The sequence below is a fragment of the Methanoregula sp. genome (genome assembly GCF_023227875.1).
Classification (GTDB): Archaea; Halobacteriota; Methanomicrobia; order Methanomicrobiales; family Methanospirillaceae; genus Methanoregula.
In genome coordinates, this window is record NZ_JALOCH010000011.1 from 51,898 (window position 1) to 67,807 (window position 15,910).

The following is a 15,910-nucleotide window of genomic DNA, read 5'->3' on the forward strand; positions in this document are numbered from 1 at the left end:
TGACAGCGTGTGGACAGAGAGTCTCTCTCCCCTCACCAGGCTGGTCAATACTCCTTGAAAAAAGGAAAAGGCTCATCCCCTTCCCTTGCGAGATATTCTTCCATGACCCCGCAGCTCATCCTCACTGTCCTTGTCGATAATACCACACTTACAGACCATGAGTTCATGGGGGAAGCCGGGCTCTCATTCCACATTGAGACGGGGGGCAAGAAAATCCTGTTTGATACCGGGCTCTCCGGCCTTTTTCTTACCAATGCGGAAAAGAGGGGGATATTCCTGTACGACATGGACTTCCTCATCCTCTCGCATGGACATATCGATCACACGGGGGGTGTACCCACGTTTTCCTGTTACCTGGCAGGGGCAGATCCATCTGACAGGAAATCCCGGGTGCCACACCTCATCGCCCATCCCCGCTGCTTCTGGCCTAAAGAAAAAGATGGCAGGAAAAATGGTTCACCGGTAAGTGAAGCAGAGATACGACAGCAGTTTTCGGTAAACCTCTCTGACAAACCTGTCTGGATTACCGATGACCTTGTCTTCCTCGGTGAGATCCCGAAAAGGTTTGCCTTTGAGCAGGGTGATCCAGGCAAGCGGACGATTCACACCCCCAACGGGAAAATTGAACCGGATTCCCTGCTTGACGATTCCTCGCTTGCGTTCCGCTCAGCAAAAGGACTCATCATCATCACCGGATGCTCCCACGCGGGGATCTGCAATATCACGGAATACGCCCGGGAGATCTGCGGGGAGAAGCGGGTTGTAGATATCATCGGCGGGCTTCACCTGCTTTCACCGGAACCAAAACGGCTCGTAAAAACAGGAAAATACTTAAATCGTCTTCATCTCAATGCGCTGCATGCCTGCCACTGCACATCGCTCCCGGCAAAACTCGCCCTTGCAGACTATTGTCCCATGCAGGAGGTAGGCGTGGGGATGAAATTTGAGTGGTAAAGGTACCACTGCCATTTCCCGCTCCCCACTATCGCTGTCTCTTTATTTGAGCCTGAGCCGCTGCCCATTTCTCATCGGGTGGACATCTTTGTTTACCGTGTATCCCAGGTCACCGGCAAACTCGGCATAGCCTGCCGTCATCTTCAGGTCCGCGTGGGCAGGGATGATATGCTGGGGCTGGAGCATCTGGATGAACTCGTAGTGGTCTTCCCGGTAGGCATGGCCGCTCACGTGCAGATCCTCAAAGACCCGCGCACCGGTCTTTTTGAGCAGTTGCTCTACCACGTACCGCTGCCCATAGTTCATCGGGTTCGGGATCACGTTCGCCGAGAAGAGCACCTTGTCACCCTTGTTCAGCTGGTATGGAGTGTCGCCGTGCGCAATACGAGTCAGGATCGACCCGGGCTCTCCCTGGTGACCGGTGACAATGGGCAGGAACTTTTCCTTTCCCTCCTTCATCATCCGGCGCATCACGCGGTCAACGGTCCGCCGGTCGCCAAAGACGCTCGCGGTCGGGGGGAACGAGACGAATTTCATCTGTTCTGCGGTTGTCGAATATTTCTGCATCGAGCGCCCGAGAAAGACCGGCCTTCGGCCGATCTCGTGGGCACATTCCGCGATGGTCTTCACGCGGGAGATGTGGGACGAGAACGTGGATACGAGAATCGAACTCTTGTCGTCCTCGAAACTGGTGATGACATCCCGCACGAGGTCCCGGGCGATCCGCTCGCTGGGGCACCGCCCGGGGCGGTGGATGTAGGTGCTTTCCACGATAAGGGCGAGCACCCCTTCCTTGCCGAGCTGGCGGAACCGGGCGAAATCCGGAGGCTTGCCGATGACCGGCGTCCGGTCGAACTTGAAATCGCAGGCATAGACGATCGCACCGTGAGGTGTGTGGAGCACGGGGGTCACGGTATCGATGATCGAGTGCTGCGTGTGCACGAATTCAAGGACAATGTTCGGCGAGATCGTGTACTTCTGTCCTGCGCTGAGCGCGAAGAGCCGGTTGCCCACGCCGAATTTCTTCTCGCCCGAGATCTGCTGGCGGATCAATTCGGTTGCATAGGGTGTCGCAATGATCGGTGCCTTGTACCGGTGCGCCAGTTTCGGGATCGCACCGATGTGGTCAAGGTGCCCGTGCGAGCATACAATGGCCTTGACGGTGCCTTCGACATTCTGCAGCACGGTGTCGTCCGGGATCGCCTTGATCTTGATGAGATCAAGGGAATGCATCTCGTCGACTTCCGCGTCCTCATGGATCATCAGCTGGTCGAGGCGAAGCCCCATGTCAAAGATGACAATTTCTTTTCCGCAGCGGACGGCGGTCATGTTCCGACCTACCTCGTCATATCCGCCAACGGCGATAATTTCTATTTCCATCTGTGTTATTTCTCCTGTTTTTTTGCGTGATTACGTATTTCTGTTGAAAGATTTCTCGACATCCCGTGCGGGAACTGATACGTTCCCCTGCACACCCACAAACCGGCAATCTCTATATCTTTTTTGTGTATTCCGGCAGGGATGCCGGCCCGGAACAGGGTGCGGGAGGGTATCACAAGGAGCGGCACATTACCGGTGCCCGGCTCCGTTCCCCTCGCTCTGCGACAAGGTACATAGGGAAAAGCCTGTACAACGTGTCGTCGCGGGTCTCATGCAATGCCGTTATTTTCGGCTGATATTTTCCAGGGCCACATACGCGGGCCATCACCACGAAAACGTGGATCATCGTAACCCTCCCCACAGCCACCGGGTTATTTCCCCGATAAGGTGTGTCACAGATGGCAGTTCTGCCATCTTCCGCATGATCCCTGCGCACTATTTCCCGCACAGGTTGTCCCGGATTATCTGTAAATACCCGGAATCGTGTCTATGTTAAGTTGTGAGGCAGATACATCAAACTATGGGTTGTATCCAGCGGTTTGATGGGAGGTATGCTCGTAATCCTCGTCATCAGACACGTGCAACCCTTACCACATCAGAAAATAGATTATACGTACAAAAGCCATCTTAGTACTACGCAATTGATAACGATACGACCAGTATTTTATGGTGAAATGATATGAGCGACAATATGTACCTCGACCAGCAGCCGCTGGGAGCGGTGACCTTTGCAGAGAACCCCGAACCCCGGTGCCCCTGCCTGTTGCTGCTCGACACGTCAGGATCGATGGCCGGCGAAGCGATCGCCGAGCTGAATGCCGGGATCAAATCGTTCTACAATGAACTGCAGGGCGATTCCCTCGCGATAAAGCGGGTTGAGGTCGCACTCCTCACGTTCGGCCCGGTCCGGGTCATCAGCGAGTTCAACACAGCGGAATGCTTTTTCGACCCGCAGCTCGAGGCCGTGGGTGACACCCCGATGGGGGAGGCGATCCGGAAGGGTGCCGAGCTGATCCGGGCCCGCAAGGAGCAGTACCGGGCAAACGGCATCTCGTTCTACCGGCCGTGGATCTTCCTCATCACTGACGGTGCCCCGACCGATGAATGGCAGAGCGCTGCGGCGCTCGTCCGCGAAGGTGAAGCGTCCAAGTCCTTTGCCTTCTTTGCCATCGGTGTCAACAAGGCGGACATGAAGATCTTAAAACAGATCTCGGTCCGCGAGCCGGTCAAGCTCCAGGGCCTGAAGTTCCGGGAGTTCTTCCAGTGGCTCTCCAATTCCATGAAGTCCGCGTCCCGGTCCAACCCCGGCGACCGGATCCAACTCGCTCCACCGCTCGGGTGGAGTGAGATATGATATGGAAATCCACCGCTTCATCTGTCACGGGAAGATCGCACCTGGACCGCAGTGAAAGTGGGCAGGACTACAGCCGCGCCGGCTCCATCCGGATCGCGGACGGTGAATACTTCATCGGTCTTGCCGCTGACGGCGCCGGCAGTACAACTGAAGGGGGGCGGGGGGCAGAGGTTGCCTGCGAGACCGTATGGGGATGCATCATCAACTGCCTCCGGCATGACGGTGACCTCCTGAATATTTCCGATGATGAAATCCGGGGGTGGGTCACCACATCGCGGGACGCGATTGCTGCGGAGGCGACAGGTAATGGGAAACGAATGAAGGACTATGCCTGCACCCTCCTCGGGGCGGTGACCGGCAATGACCATACGGTCTTCTTCCAGATCGGCGATGGCGCGATTGTCGTGAGTGCCGGGGAAGACTACCAGACGATCTTCTGGCCGGAACAGGGGGAATACGCCAACACGACGTTCTTCGTCTCGGACGAAGCGTACCTGGAACGACTCAGGATCCTGCATGCCCCGACATCCCCCACGGAAATCGCTCTCTTCACGGACGGGCTGCAGAACCTCGTCCTCTCTTTCTCGCAGAAGAAAGCCCATGCCGGTTTCTTCCGGCCCCTGTTCGAAGCGCTCCGCAGGGACCCCGGTAACGAATTCTCTGATTTTTCCGGCCAGCTCGGGCGGTTTCTCCTCCGTGACGACATCAGCACACGGAGCGATGATGACAAGACCCTCGTTCTTGCGGTACAGGTCGCGGGTTGATCATGGTCACCGTTCCTCTCACGTCATTTGTTGACAGCCATGGCACAACCCTCCGCCTCGGCAAGCGGATCGGGAGCGGCGGCGAGGGGGACGTATACGAGCTCCTGGCCGCTCCCCATACCACGGTAGCAAAGATCTACAAAAAGCCGCTGGATGCCCACAAACAGGAAAAACTCCGGCTGATGGCCCGGGGGTGCAATGATGACCTGGAGGACATTTCTGCGTGGCCAACAGATATACTCTGCACCCGGCCCGGTGGCCCGGTGGTCGGTTTCCTGATGCCGAGGATCGCTGATGCGAAGCCGATCCACATGCTGTACGGGCCTACGCACCGGAAAGAGACCTTCCCCCACGCGGACTGGCGGTTCCTTGTGAGGGCGGCAAAGAACCTCGCGGCCGCGTTCTCCGTCATCCACAAGTACGGGTACGTGATCGGGGATGTCAACGAGGGCAATATCCTTGTCGATGACAAGGCCTGCGTCCGCCTGATCGACTGCGACTCGTTCCAGGTCCGGTCTCATGAACGGTTGTATTACTGCGAGGTAGGGGTGGCACACTTTACCCCCCCGGAGCTCCAGAAGTCCACAAACTTCCGGCTCGCACGGACCGCCAACCATGACAATTTCGGACTCGCGATCCTGATTTTCCAGCTCCTCTTCCTCGGGCGTCACCCCTATGCCGGGGTCTACTCCGGCAAGGAGGACATGCCAATCGAGAAGGCGATCGACGAGTTCCGGTTCGCCTACAGCAGGAATGCCCGTCTGAAGGCGATCGCCCCCCCACCCAACTCTGTTGGCCCTGCGATTGTCCCGGACCGGATTGCCCGGCTCTTCGAAGATGCCTTTGCCGAGTCCGGGACCGGGAACGGGGGCCGCCCCACGGCAGAGGAGTGGTGGGACATGCTGGATCCCTTCGAGGCAAATCTCCGCCGGTGCCAGGCAGACGGAGTCCACTACCACTACGCCGGCCTCTCGTCCTGCCCGTGGTGCCGGCTTGAAGAGGCGTCGGGCGTCCTCATTTTCCTTTCCGCTGACAGCATCACGAAGATCGATCTCAGGCGCGAGTGGCAGAAAGTGGAGGCCGTCCGTCCTCCGGGGCCTATGCCGGTGATCAGCCCGAATGCGTATCACCCGCACCCGGCCGCACTCGCCCCGGCCGTGGAACGGTCCCTTGCGTTCCGGAAGGTCCGCCAGCTCGCCGGCGCAGTGCTTGCCGGGGGCTGCCTGCTTCTTGCAATCGGGGAGGTAATCATTGATCCCTGGGAGGTCCTCCTGATGGGGGCGATCGCCATCGCCCTCTTCTTCTTCCCGGGGAAGGAGGCGGAAGAGCGGAAGCGGCGGTGGGCCAGCCTTGAGTCAGCGGGATACATGTGGCGGCTCTGGAACCGGAAATGGACCGAGGAGGCAGGCGATGCCGCCTTCCTTGCCCAGCTGAAACGCCTGCGGGAGCTCAAACACACGTACGAACATATCAACCGACAGTTCCAGAACGGCCTCACCGCCCTTGAGACCACAATCCGTGACCGCCAGGTGCAGCAGTTCCTCAATAAATACCCGGTGGACCGGACCACCCTGCCCCGGTTCGGGACCGCCATACTGGCAGGCCTGAAGGCAGCGGGCATCGTCACCGCGGCTGACGTGATACCGGCGAACCTGCACCGCGTCCCGCGGCTGGACCCGACCATCAGGAGCGAGCTGGTCTCGTGGCGGGAGAGGCTTAGTGCCGCATTTTTGTTCGATCCCACGAAGGGTGTGGATCAGGCCGATGTCCGGGCTCTCGTCCACCGATACCAGCCTCAGATGCGGCCGGTCGAACGGGAGCTGTTGCAGGGGACCGCCCGGCTCTCCCGGATCCAGCAGGACGTTATTAAAAAACGGGTCACGCTCCGGCAACCCGTAGATAAGAGGGCACAGGAACTGGCCAGGGCAATGGCGGACTACCGGCCGTTCGAGAGCCCCGTACAAGAGGCAATCCGCCGGGATATCGAGGCGGTCAGGTCATACATCTTCTCCCGCTAGCCTGCTGCCGCACAGGACCCGGTTCACGCATTCCCGGTATACACGAAGTCGATATAACCCCGGTACGGGTCGGTGGCAAGCAGCCGTACGCGGACCTTCTGGCCCACCCGCAGGCCCTGCTGGCCTTCCATAACCCGCCCTTCCGCTGGCGGAGTAGTGAGCCGGACGTACGTGCCTTTCTCGGATGCGCCGGTGACAAGACCGGTGAAGACCTTCCCGACCTGGTCGCGGAGGAGAACGGCTGCTGCCGCCTTCCGCATGAACCGCTCGGCCTTCTTGGACTGCTTCTCCTGCCCGGTCAACCAGAGGCAGAGGTCCTCAAGCTCCTGCCCGGTATAGGGGCTGGGCCTCTTGTCGATGACGGATTTAATGAGCCTCTGGATGATGAGATCAACATAACGCCGGTTCGGGGCGGTTCCGTGGGTGTAATCGGTGACCGCGAGCGCAAAGTGGCCGATCGGGTCAGTGCCGGGCTGGAGCATCGCATACTCACCCGGGCCCATCAGTTTGACGATCGTAAGGGAAAGATCGGGGAAGCGCTCGGGATCGGCCTTCTTCTGTGCTGTAAGGAACCGGGCCAGTGCCTGCACATCCGGCTGGGCCGGCAGCTTCTCGCCAAGGGCATCGGCAACAAGGACGATCCCTTCCCAGTTCTTCGGCACCCGCACCACCCGTTCGATCCGGGGGATGCCGGCGTTCGAGAGGAAGGTCATCATTGTCCGGTTCGCGGCCACCATGAACTCCTCGATGATAGAGCGGGCCGCGTTCATCTCGATCACGTTGAGTTCTTTGATCACTCCTTTCTCGTAGATTGCCTGCGCCTCGATCGTCTGGAGGTCAAGTGCCCCCTGCCCGGTCCGCTGCTGCCGCAGGCGCACGGCCGCCTCGTGCTGCAACCGGATCTGTTCAGCAAGACCAGGGATGGCGCGGACATTCTCCGGTTCCGGCCCGGTCCCCTCGAGCCATGCCCCAACCTGCTCGTACACGAGTTTGGCATGGTTGGTAACGAATGCACGGCGGATGGTCCCGTACCGGATGGTGCCATCTGTAAGCACCCGGTAGTCAGCGACCATGGCAGCGCAGTCTTTCCCCGGCAGGAGCGAGGTGATCCCCGCCGAGAACTTTAAGGGAAGCATAGGGAAGGTCACGATATCGAGGTATATCGATGCCCCGTTGTGAGCCGCATGTTTGTCGGTACGTGAACCTTTCGGCACCCATGTGTCTACATCCGCGATCGCGACCTGCACATGGATCTCCCCGTTCTCCCCCTTCTCACAGTACTCCATCTGGTCGAGGTCCATCGAGTCAAAATTGTCGATCGACGACCAGAGGAGTGCCCGCAGGTCCTGTGCGTTATACCGGGACAGGGACCGGTTGTCGCCATCGACCGCGCTCACTTCACGCATCACGGCGTTCTCGAACTTCGGCCGGAACCCGTATTTCTTCATGGCATCCCATGCGATCGCTTCCATGTCGATCTGCTTGCCGCCTCGTCGTACTGGGGGTTTTCTGCTCATGGCTGATCAGCAGACTGTCTGTTGTTCTCCCTTATGTCCTGATCGGCCCTGACATCGCGATCTGCACTGGATGCGAAATCAGGAGAATTTCAGCCAGATTTTTCCAATAAACTGCCGGCTGGTTTATGTAAACGGGAGGATAAGTACCTCCCACAATGCCGCCGTGTGACCCGCTGAATAGTGTGGCCCATAACATCCTTCGCATGAGAGGATGGGACCGAAATGCACGGCATTTCCCGTCCCTGAACTGATCTTCCCGTCGATTATAAAAATAATTAAAAAAAAGGTTCCATAATCCGGGTGTTCAGGCGAATGTTTACGATCCTCTATGTGGATGACGAACCAGACCTGCTGGTGCTGGGCCGTCAGTTCCTGGAACGTTCGCCTGAGTTCAGGGTCCTTCCCATGGCCTCCGCACCGGAAGCGCTTGCATCCCCCGGGATCACGTGCTGCGATGCGATTGTCTCGGATTACCAGATGCCGGATATGAACGGGATCGAATTCTTAAAAGCTGTGAGGGAGCGGCATGGCGACATCCCGTTCATCCTCTTCACCGGGCGGGGCCGGGAAGAGATTGTGATCCAGGCAATCAACAACGGCGCGGACTTCTACCTCCAGAAAGGCGGGGATGCAATGGCGCTGTTTGCGGAACTGGAACACAAGATCCGGCAGGCCGTGGCCCGTCGCCAGGCGGAGCACTTGCTCGTGGAATCGGAGAAACGCCTTGCCGATATCATCAACTTCCTGCCTGATGCCACGTTTGCCATCGACAGGGAAGGCCGGGTCATTGCCTGGAACCGCGCAATCGTGGAGATGACCGGGGCGAGTGCCGCGGAGATGCTCGGCATGGGCGATCACGAGTACACGATACCGTTCTACGGCGACCGCCGGACGGCCCTGATCGACATGGTCTTCGAGCCGGACGAGGTGCTTTCGCAGCACTACACCCATATCAGCCGCAGCCGGGGGATCCTTACCGGGGAGACCACAATCTCCACGCCCGATGGCAGGTGCCGCATCCTCATGGCTACTGCACGGCCGCTCTATGACCGGGATGGCGGGATCGCCGGTGCGATCGAATCTCTCCGGGATATCTCCGGTATGAGAGACGCGGAAGAGGCGCTCCGGGCAAGCGAGGAGAAATACCGGCTGGTCGTGGAGCACAGCCAGGACGCGATCTATATCCACCGGTCCGACCGGGTGCTCTTCGCCAACAACCGGGCTGCAGAACTCACTGGTTACACCCACGATGAACTCATGGCGATCCGGCTCTGGGACCTCGTGCACCCGGATGACCGGGCCGGCCTCATGGAGAACGCGAAGAAGCGTTTTGCCGGTGAGGATATCTCCCCGGGGTTCACTGCCCGGCTCATAACAAAGGACGGCCCGATCATTCCCTGCGAATTTTTCGTGGACCTCATCGACTACCTGGGTGCCCCCGCGATCCTCGGGATTGCCCGGGACATCAGGGTGCGCAAAGAGGCCGAGGACTCGCTCCGGGCAAGCGAGGCCCGGTTCCGGGAACTGTCGGAACTCCTTCCCCAGATCATCTTCGAGACGGACAGGGACGGCCGGGTCACGTTCGTGAACCGCCATGCCCGCACGGTGACAGGACTAACGACGGACGACATCGACCGGGGCTATACCGTCTTTGACTTCATTGCCGACAATGACCATGTGCGGGCACAGGAGAGCATAGGGAAGATCATCCGGGGAGAACCAATCGAACACCACGAGTACGACGTGAAACGCCATGACGGCACCCCCTTCACGGCCCTCATCTATGCAGCCCCCATCCTCAACGACGGGACCTTTACCGGGTTACGTGGGGTGGTCGTTGATGTCTCCGAGTGGAAACGGGCAGAGGAGGCACTCCGCAAGAGCGAGGAGCGGTTCCAGATAGCCCTCGAGGCATCGAATATCGGGCTGTTCGACTGGGACATGGTGACGGGCAAGTCCTATATCAGCCCACACTATCTCACCGTGCTCGGCTATGCACCCGGAGGAGATGCGGATATGTATGACACCTGGCTCTCCTGCGTGCACCCGGACGACCGGGATCAAGCATCCCGAATTATCAACGAATACCGCGAAGGGAAACGCGGGGACCACGAGATCGAGTTCCGGCTCATGGCAAAGAACGGGGACTGGAGGTGGATCATGAACAGGGCGAAGATCGCTGCCAGGGACGCCAACGGGAAACCGCTGAGGCTGGTCGGGATATACAAGGATATCACCGGCAGGAAACAGGGAGAGGTAGCGCTCCGCGAGAGCGAGGACAAGTACCGCCATATCCTCGAAAACCTGCAGGACGCCTACCTCCGTATGAACCGGGACTGGGTCCTCACCATGGTAAACCCGTCTGCTGCCCGTATCTACGGGTACCGGTCCCCGGACGAGATGATCGAATATCGATCTCGTCCCTGTTCCGCTATCCTGCGCAGATGGACCGGGTCCAAGAACTCTTAATGAAGGACGGGAATGTCAGTGACCTCTCCTGGGAGGGAGTGCGTAAGGATGGCTCGTTCTTCTGGGTATCGATCAGCGTCCAGGTACTGCGGGACTGCGGGGGGAATGTAATCGGCACCGAGGCGATCTCGCGGGATATCACGGAAAGAAAGACAATGGAGCACGCGGTCCGGGAGACCAACCGGAAGCTCAACCTCCTCAACAACATCACCCGGCACGATGTGATCAACCAGCTGACGGCCCTGCAGGGGTATATCCAGCTCGCGGAGACGAAGAAACCCGACCCTGTCGTGATGGATTACCTGAAACGGATCGCGGAAGCCGCCGACAAGGTCGGGCGACAGATCGCGTTCACCCGGGACTACCAGGAGCTGGGCGACAAGGCCCCGTCCTGGTTCGCGCTCGATAAAGTCATGGCTACAGCATCGGGCATGACTGTGCCGGTCCGGCTCTCCGGCACATGCCGGGCAGTCTCTGTCCTTGCCGACCCGATGCTCGAGCGGGTCTTTTTCAACCTCTTCGAGAACGCGGTCCGACACGGGAGGAGCGTGACGGGGATCACTGTCCGCTGCGAGAAAAAACCCGGGGGCCTGCTCGTGATTGTCGAGGACGACGGGGTGGGGGTCAAGCCGCAGGAGAAGGAGAAGATCTTCACCAAGGGCTACGGGAAGAACACGGGCTTTGGCCTCTTTTTGACAAAAGAGATCCTCGCGATCACCGGGATCACGATCCGCGAGACCGGCACCTTCGGGAAGGGCGCCCGGTTCGAAATGCTGGTGCCCAGGGCGGCGTACCGGATGCCAGACAAGAAGAAAGGATCCAAAGAAAAATAACGAGAACTCCCCGGCCTTCACGGGAAATCTTCCCGACTGTAACCATCAAGAGGCATGTCAGCGAACAACCTCATCAGGTAACCAGAGATGGCACCCCGCCGGATTCTCATTGTTGATGATGGGGGCAATTATCGCAGCCGATCTCAAGGAGACGCTGATCGACCTTGGGTAAACGGTCATCGCAATCGCCAAGTCCGGGGAGACGGCTCTTGAAAACGCGGGGGAGACCCGGCCCAACCACGTCCTCATGGACATTCGCCTCTCCGGTACCATAGACGGCATCGAAGCCGCCGGTCAGATCCATGCGAGATATGGCATCCCCGTGATATTTCTCACCGCGTGTGCGGATACCCCCTTCACCCAAGGTGTTTTACAACCTTGTCGACAACGCGGTGCGTCACGGTACCACCCTTACACAGGTTTCGTTCCGGTGCGAATGGCACAATGATATAATCAGAATTATATGCGAAGACAACAGCGTGGGTGTCCCGGTGATCCTGAAACGGGGCATCTTCAACCGCGAATATTTCAAGAATACCGCCTTTGGCTTGAACCTGTCCCGCGAGATCCTTGCCATCACCGCTCTTTCCATTGTTGAAACCGATGAGCAGGGGAAAGGGGCGAGGTTCGAGATTGTCGTGCCTAAAGGGGCGTACCGGTTGCCGGAGGCGAAGGCGCAGAACGAGGGCAAAAGAGTCCGGGACAATCTCATCCGGGGTCGTTTCAAAAATTATAATATGTCGACACCCTTTTTAAGTCATTAATAAGGTTATAATTAGTGTATTTGGTCGTATTTACCCGGGGCCCGATGGAGATACAATACGTACATTTTTCCCGGTAATACGGGTGGCGATACTGGCAGATGAGAGAACGAGATAGTAAAAAAACAGCAACGGATCTGCCGTATTCATGCCGGGATACCGCACCATGCGATAAAGAGAGTTCAGGTAACAGTAGTGCGGCATTCCGCCAGGAGATTACCGGACAAACACAGGCACTGGAAGCGCTGCTGAAAACCCGCAATGAACTTGAAATCCGGGTTGAGGAACACACCGCCGAGCTGAAGGAGGCGATGCACGCGCTGAGTACCGAACGGCACCGGCTCTATGACGTGTTGGAGGCGCTCCCCGTGTATGTCTGCCTGCTCGACAAGGACTACCGCATGCCGTTTGCCAACAGGTACTTCCGGGAGACCTTCAGGGACCCGGAAGGGCGCCGGTGTTATGATTCCCTCTTCAACCGCAGCGAACCCTGTGAGAACTGTGAGGCCTACAATGTCATGAAAACCGGTGCGTCCCACCACTGGTTCTGGACCGGCCCAAACGGCAGAGATTACGATATCTATGATTTCCCCTTTACCGATGCTGACGGGGCATCCATGATCCTTGAGATGGGTATCGACATCACCAAACGAAAAAAAGCCGAGAATGCGATCGAGAAGGCTAACGCGTATAACCGGAGCCTGATCGAGGCAAGCCTTGACCCGCTCGTCACCATCAGCCCGAACGGGACAATCAACGATGTGAACGAGGCAACGACCCGGGTCACCGGGTTCTCCCGGGAAGAACTGATCGGAACCGACTTCTCAGACTATTTCACAGAACCGGAGCGGGCAAAAGCCGGCTACGAGCGTGCATTCCGTGACGGGTCAGTGACCGATTATGCCCTCGAAATCAGGCACTGCGACGGCCATGTGACCCCGGTCCTTTATAATGCGACCGTGTACCGGGACACGAAAGGGAATGTCATCGGGGTCTTTGCCTCGGCCCGGGATATCACCGAGCGAAAAAAGGCCGAAGAGGCCCTCCGGAAAGCGCACGATCTGCTGGAGATCCGGGTGAAAGAGCGGACCTCGGAACTGGAGCAGTCCAATGCCCAGCTCAAGGAAGAGATTGCCCAGCGCAGGGTGGCAGAATCCCTGGTGAAAAAAACCCTGTCCGAACTGAATGCAGCCATCGAGTCAACGGCAGACGGGGTGTATGTCGTAGACCGGGCCGGGAAGATTATCCGGTACAACCAGAATTTTGCATCCATGTGGAAAATTCCGGATGACCTGCTTAAGGGCGGCGAAGACCGTGGGGTGTCAGGATACATACGGACGCTGGTAAAAAACCCCGGGTTGTTCAAGGACAGGGATTACAAGAATAATCCTCCACGGGACCGCGAGACCTACGAGATGCTGGAACTCAACGACGGCAGGGTCTTTGAACGGTATTCAAAGCCCCAGAAGATGGACTCCGTGATCATCGGGAGAGTCCTGAGCTACCGGGATGTCACCGACCGCCGGCGTGCCGAGGAGAGACTGATCGCATCGCTCCATGAAAAGGAGACCCTGATCCGTGAGATCCACCACCGGGTCAAGAACAACCTTCAGATCATCTCCGGCCTGCTGGACATGACACGGATGCGGACACCCGATACCACAACCCACGGGATCCTGACCGACATGATGATGAAGATCAAGACCATGGCGCAGATCCACACGCGGTTGTACGAGAGCAAACAATTCGATAAAATCAACATGGGAGGCCAGATACGCGACCAGGTCGCAGACCTGTCTATTATATACGGCCGTTCGGGTGCCGAGATCTCAAGCGAGATCGATACAGAGGATATCTTCCTGCCAGTCGACCAAGCGATCCCCTGCGCTCTCATCGTGAACGAGATCCTCTCCAATGCATTCAAGCATGCATTCAAAGGGAGGGAACACGGGAGCCTGAAGGTCTCCACAACACTGGCGGGTGACGATATCCGGATCATTGTCAGGGATGACGGGGTGGGTATCCCCAAAGATATGGATGTGTACCAGACTACCAGCCTGGGACTCAAACTCATCCGTAATCTTGTGATGCAGCTGAACGGATCGGTCACTATCACCGGTGACCATGGCACAGAAGTGACGGTGAACATTCCCCGCAATTCAGGAGATAAATAACCATGTCAAAAATTCTTGTGGTTGATGATGAAGCGATTATCACGATGCAGCTCGAGGAGCGCCTGAGCGCAATGGGATATACTGTTGCCGGGATGGCGTCATCCGGTGAGGACGCGATCGAAAAGGCACGGCGTCTAGCACCGGATCTGGTGCTGATGGACATCGTCATGCCGGGAAAGCTGAACGGCATCGAAGCGGCAAAGACCATTGCCGAAGAGATGGAGGTCCCGGTAGTCTTTGTCACGTCCTATGCAGACGATGCGATCATCGAGAAGGCAAAACAGGTCGGGCCCTACGGGTATATTGTGAAGCCCTTCAATGAACTGGAGATCAAGGCCGCAATCGAGGTCGCCCTGTTCCGGAAAACTTCTGAACAGGAACTCAGGAAAGCTGCCGCGGCAACCCCCGCGAAGGGTGCCCTCCCGAAAGGAAGTGACGGAGACGGGGCAGAATATATCGACCTGCCGGAGATCAAAACGGTCCTTTTAAAGGATATTTTCACCGATATCGTCCTCTTCCTGTATGTCGATCCGACTCTAAAAGAACCGATATTCCGGTTTGCGATCGAGGCTGGCTTAAAAAAAGGAGGACGCAATTTCTTTGCTTACTACCGGTCTGTGCTGCAGAAATATTTCTTAAAGGAGGTCCAGGACGGCGACCTGTTTATGCGGCGGGTGAAGAAGGGAGAGGTGTACCTCCTGCCCGGGGTCATCGAGACGTGCACCGGATCGCTGCCGCAGGAGCCGTCGCCCGGCACGCTCCAGGTGCTGCTTGATTTCTCCGAAACGGACGAGTTTGCCGATATTCTCACGGTGAAAGACCTGGTCCTGGCAAAGATGGCCCAGGGCGTCCCCCTGTCAGGGATCATTGCCGTGAACATGGCCGATATCGACCACCACCGGATCAAGCAGCTCTCTGAAGGCATTGCCAAGATCATCATCTCCACCGGTAAAGAGACGACCCTCTCATTTGCCCACCGCTCTTTCCCTTCCGAGGCGGTCACCGTTGTCCCCCAGGCAACGATCGATGACGTGGTGAAAAAATCCCTTGAACCGGTGGTGCTCTCGCTTCTCGAAAAACCGATCTCCGGTTATGACATCGTCCACGAGATCCACAGCCGGTACAATGTCCTCATTCCCCAGGCCCGGATCTACACGTACCTCTATGACCTCGAACAGAAGGGGTACCTGATGATGAAGGCCTCGGGAAAATCGAAACTGTACTCGCCTACCAAGACCGGGAAGAAGTACATCCACAACCGCCTCAGCGAATTCAAGTTCGTGTTCCGGCACATCATGGGCGACAGCGACACTCCCCTCGCCCTGCCGGATAAGAAATAGTTGTTATCCTTTTTTCTTTATCCACCCGCACCAGCCCGATCTTTGACGTTATCATGAACTGCTCGGAACTCGAAGAACCCTGACGGGTTCTTCTCATCCTCGCAACCTGATGACTGCTCGGATGTCTCACTTTTTGAAACAACCGCTGAAATATCCGGTTACCTATATTCAGTGGCCGGAAAAAGGATGATGTGTGGGTATGAAGGATCCATATCAGGGGAACATGCAACGGAGGATCCTACCCTCATCCATTAAAAATCACTCTGCTGGCTTGGCGCCGAAAAAGGATAGGGCAGGAAAATCACTGCACACACACCAGTCGCGAAAAACGAATGCAAGAGAGAGA

Annotated in this window: 12 protein-coding genes; 10 read left to right on the forward strand and 2 right to left on the reverse strand. The window is 57.6% G+C overall.

The features are described 5' to 3' along the window. The first annotated feature begins 102 nt into the window (after positions 1 to 102). Entirely contained in the window at positions 103 to 954 is an 852-nt protein-coding gene (locus M0R30_RS11515; protein ID WP_292547007.1) for an MBL fold metallo-hydrolase, read from the forward strand. Positions 955 to 996: 42 nt separating this feature from the next. Here M0R30_RS11515 and M0R30_RS11520 read toward each other — a convergent pair whose 3' ends face one another. Further along, the gene (locus M0R30_RS11520) at positions 997 to 2,334 is read right to left on the reverse strand and encodes an RNase J family beta-CASP ribonuclease (protein WP_292547009.1); all 1,338 of its coding nucleotides are present in this window, start codon (positions 2,332 to 2,334) and stop codon (positions 997 to 999) included. A gap of 679 nt (positions 2,335 to 3,013) precedes the next feature. On the opposite strand from M0R30_RS11520, the gene M0R30_RS11525 reads away from it, so the two are divergent. The 3 genes from M0R30_RS11525 to M0R30_RS11535 are packed head-to-tail and all read left to right on the forward strand — an operon-like array spanning position 3,014 to position 6,470. Further along, a complete protein-coding gene (locus M0R30_RS11525; protein WP_292547011.1) occupies positions 3,014 to 3,688 on the forward strand; it encodes a VWA domain-containing protein in 675 nt (224 codons plus the stop codon). Beyond that, on the forward strand, positions 3,685 to 4,452 hold the full coding sequence (locus tag M0R30_RS11530) for a PP2C family serine/threonine-protein phosphatase (RefSeq protein ID WP_292547013.1): 768 nt from the start codon (positions 3,685 to 3,687) through the stop codon (positions 4,450 to 4,452). Before M0R30_RS11525 ends, M0R30_RS11530 begins: the two co-directional genes overlap by 4 nt. A gap of 2 nt (positions 4,453 to 4,454) precedes the next feature. Next, the gene (locus M0R30_RS11535) at positions 4,455 to 6,470 is read left to right on the forward strand and encodes a hypothetical protein (protein ID WP_292547015.1); all 2,016 of its coding nucleotides are present in this window, start codon (positions 4,455 to 4,457) and stop codon (positions 6,468 to 6,470) included. Between the two features lie 23 nt (positions 6,471 to 6,493). On the opposite strand, the gene M0R30_RS11540 is transcribed toward M0R30_RS11535, so the two are convergent. Continuing rightward, complete coding sequence (locus M0R30_RS11540) at positions 6,494 to 7,987, reverse strand: RNB domain-containing ribonuclease (protein WP_292547017.1); 1,494 nt, start codon at positions 7,985 to 7,987, stop codon at positions 6,494 to 6,496. A gap of 312 nt (positions 7,988 to 8,299) precedes the next feature. Here M0R30_RS11540 and M0R30_RS11545 point away from each other — a divergent pair, with 312 nt between their 5' ends. The 6 genes from M0R30_RS11545 (at position 8,300) to M0R30_RS11570 (ending at position 15,564) form a co-directional block, all read left to right on the forward strand. After that, positions 8,300 to 10,456, forward strand: coding sequence for a PAS domain S-box protein (locus M0R30_RS11545; protein WP_292547019.1), 2,157 nt, complete (start codon positions 8,300 to 8,302; stop codon positions 10,454 to 10,456). Beyond that, positions 10,432 to 11,289: an ATP-binding protein gene (locus tag M0R30_RS11550; RefSeq protein ID WP_292547021.1), complete on the forward strand. Its 858-nt coding sequence runs from the start codon at positions 10,432 to 10,434 to the stop codon at positions 11,287 to 11,289. Before M0R30_RS11545 ends, M0R30_RS11550 begins: the two co-directional genes overlap by 25 nt. A 184-nt stretch (positions 11,290 to 11,473) precedes the next feature. Next, on the forward strand, positions 11,474 to 11,737 hold the full coding sequence (locus tag M0R30_RS14790; RefSeq protein ID WP_366513133.1) for a response regulator: 264 nt from the start codon (positions 11,474 to 11,476) through the stop codon (positions 11,735 to 11,737). After that, positions 11,631 to 12,053: an ATP-binding protein gene (locus M0R30_RS11560; protein ID WP_292547025.1), complete on the forward strand. Its 423-nt coding sequence runs from the start codon at positions 11,631 to 11,633 to the stop codon at positions 12,051 to 12,053. The genes M0R30_RS14790 and M0R30_RS11560 overlap by 107 nt, the downstream gene beginning before the upstream one ends. A gap of 98 nt (positions 12,054 to 12,151) precedes the next feature. Further along, positions 12,152 to 14,224, forward strand: coding sequence for a PAS domain S-box protein (locus M0R30_RS11565; RefSeq protein WP_292547027.1), 2,073 nt, complete (start codon positions 12,152 to 12,154; stop codon positions 14,222 to 14,224). 2 nt (positions 14,225 to 14,226) lie between these two features. Then, positions 14,227 to 15,564, forward strand: coding sequence for a response regulator (locus tag M0R30_RS11570; RefSeq protein WP_292547030.1), 1,338 nt, complete (start codon positions 14,227 to 14,229; stop codon positions 15,562 to 15,564). Positions 15,565 to 15,910: the final 346 nt, after the last annotated feature.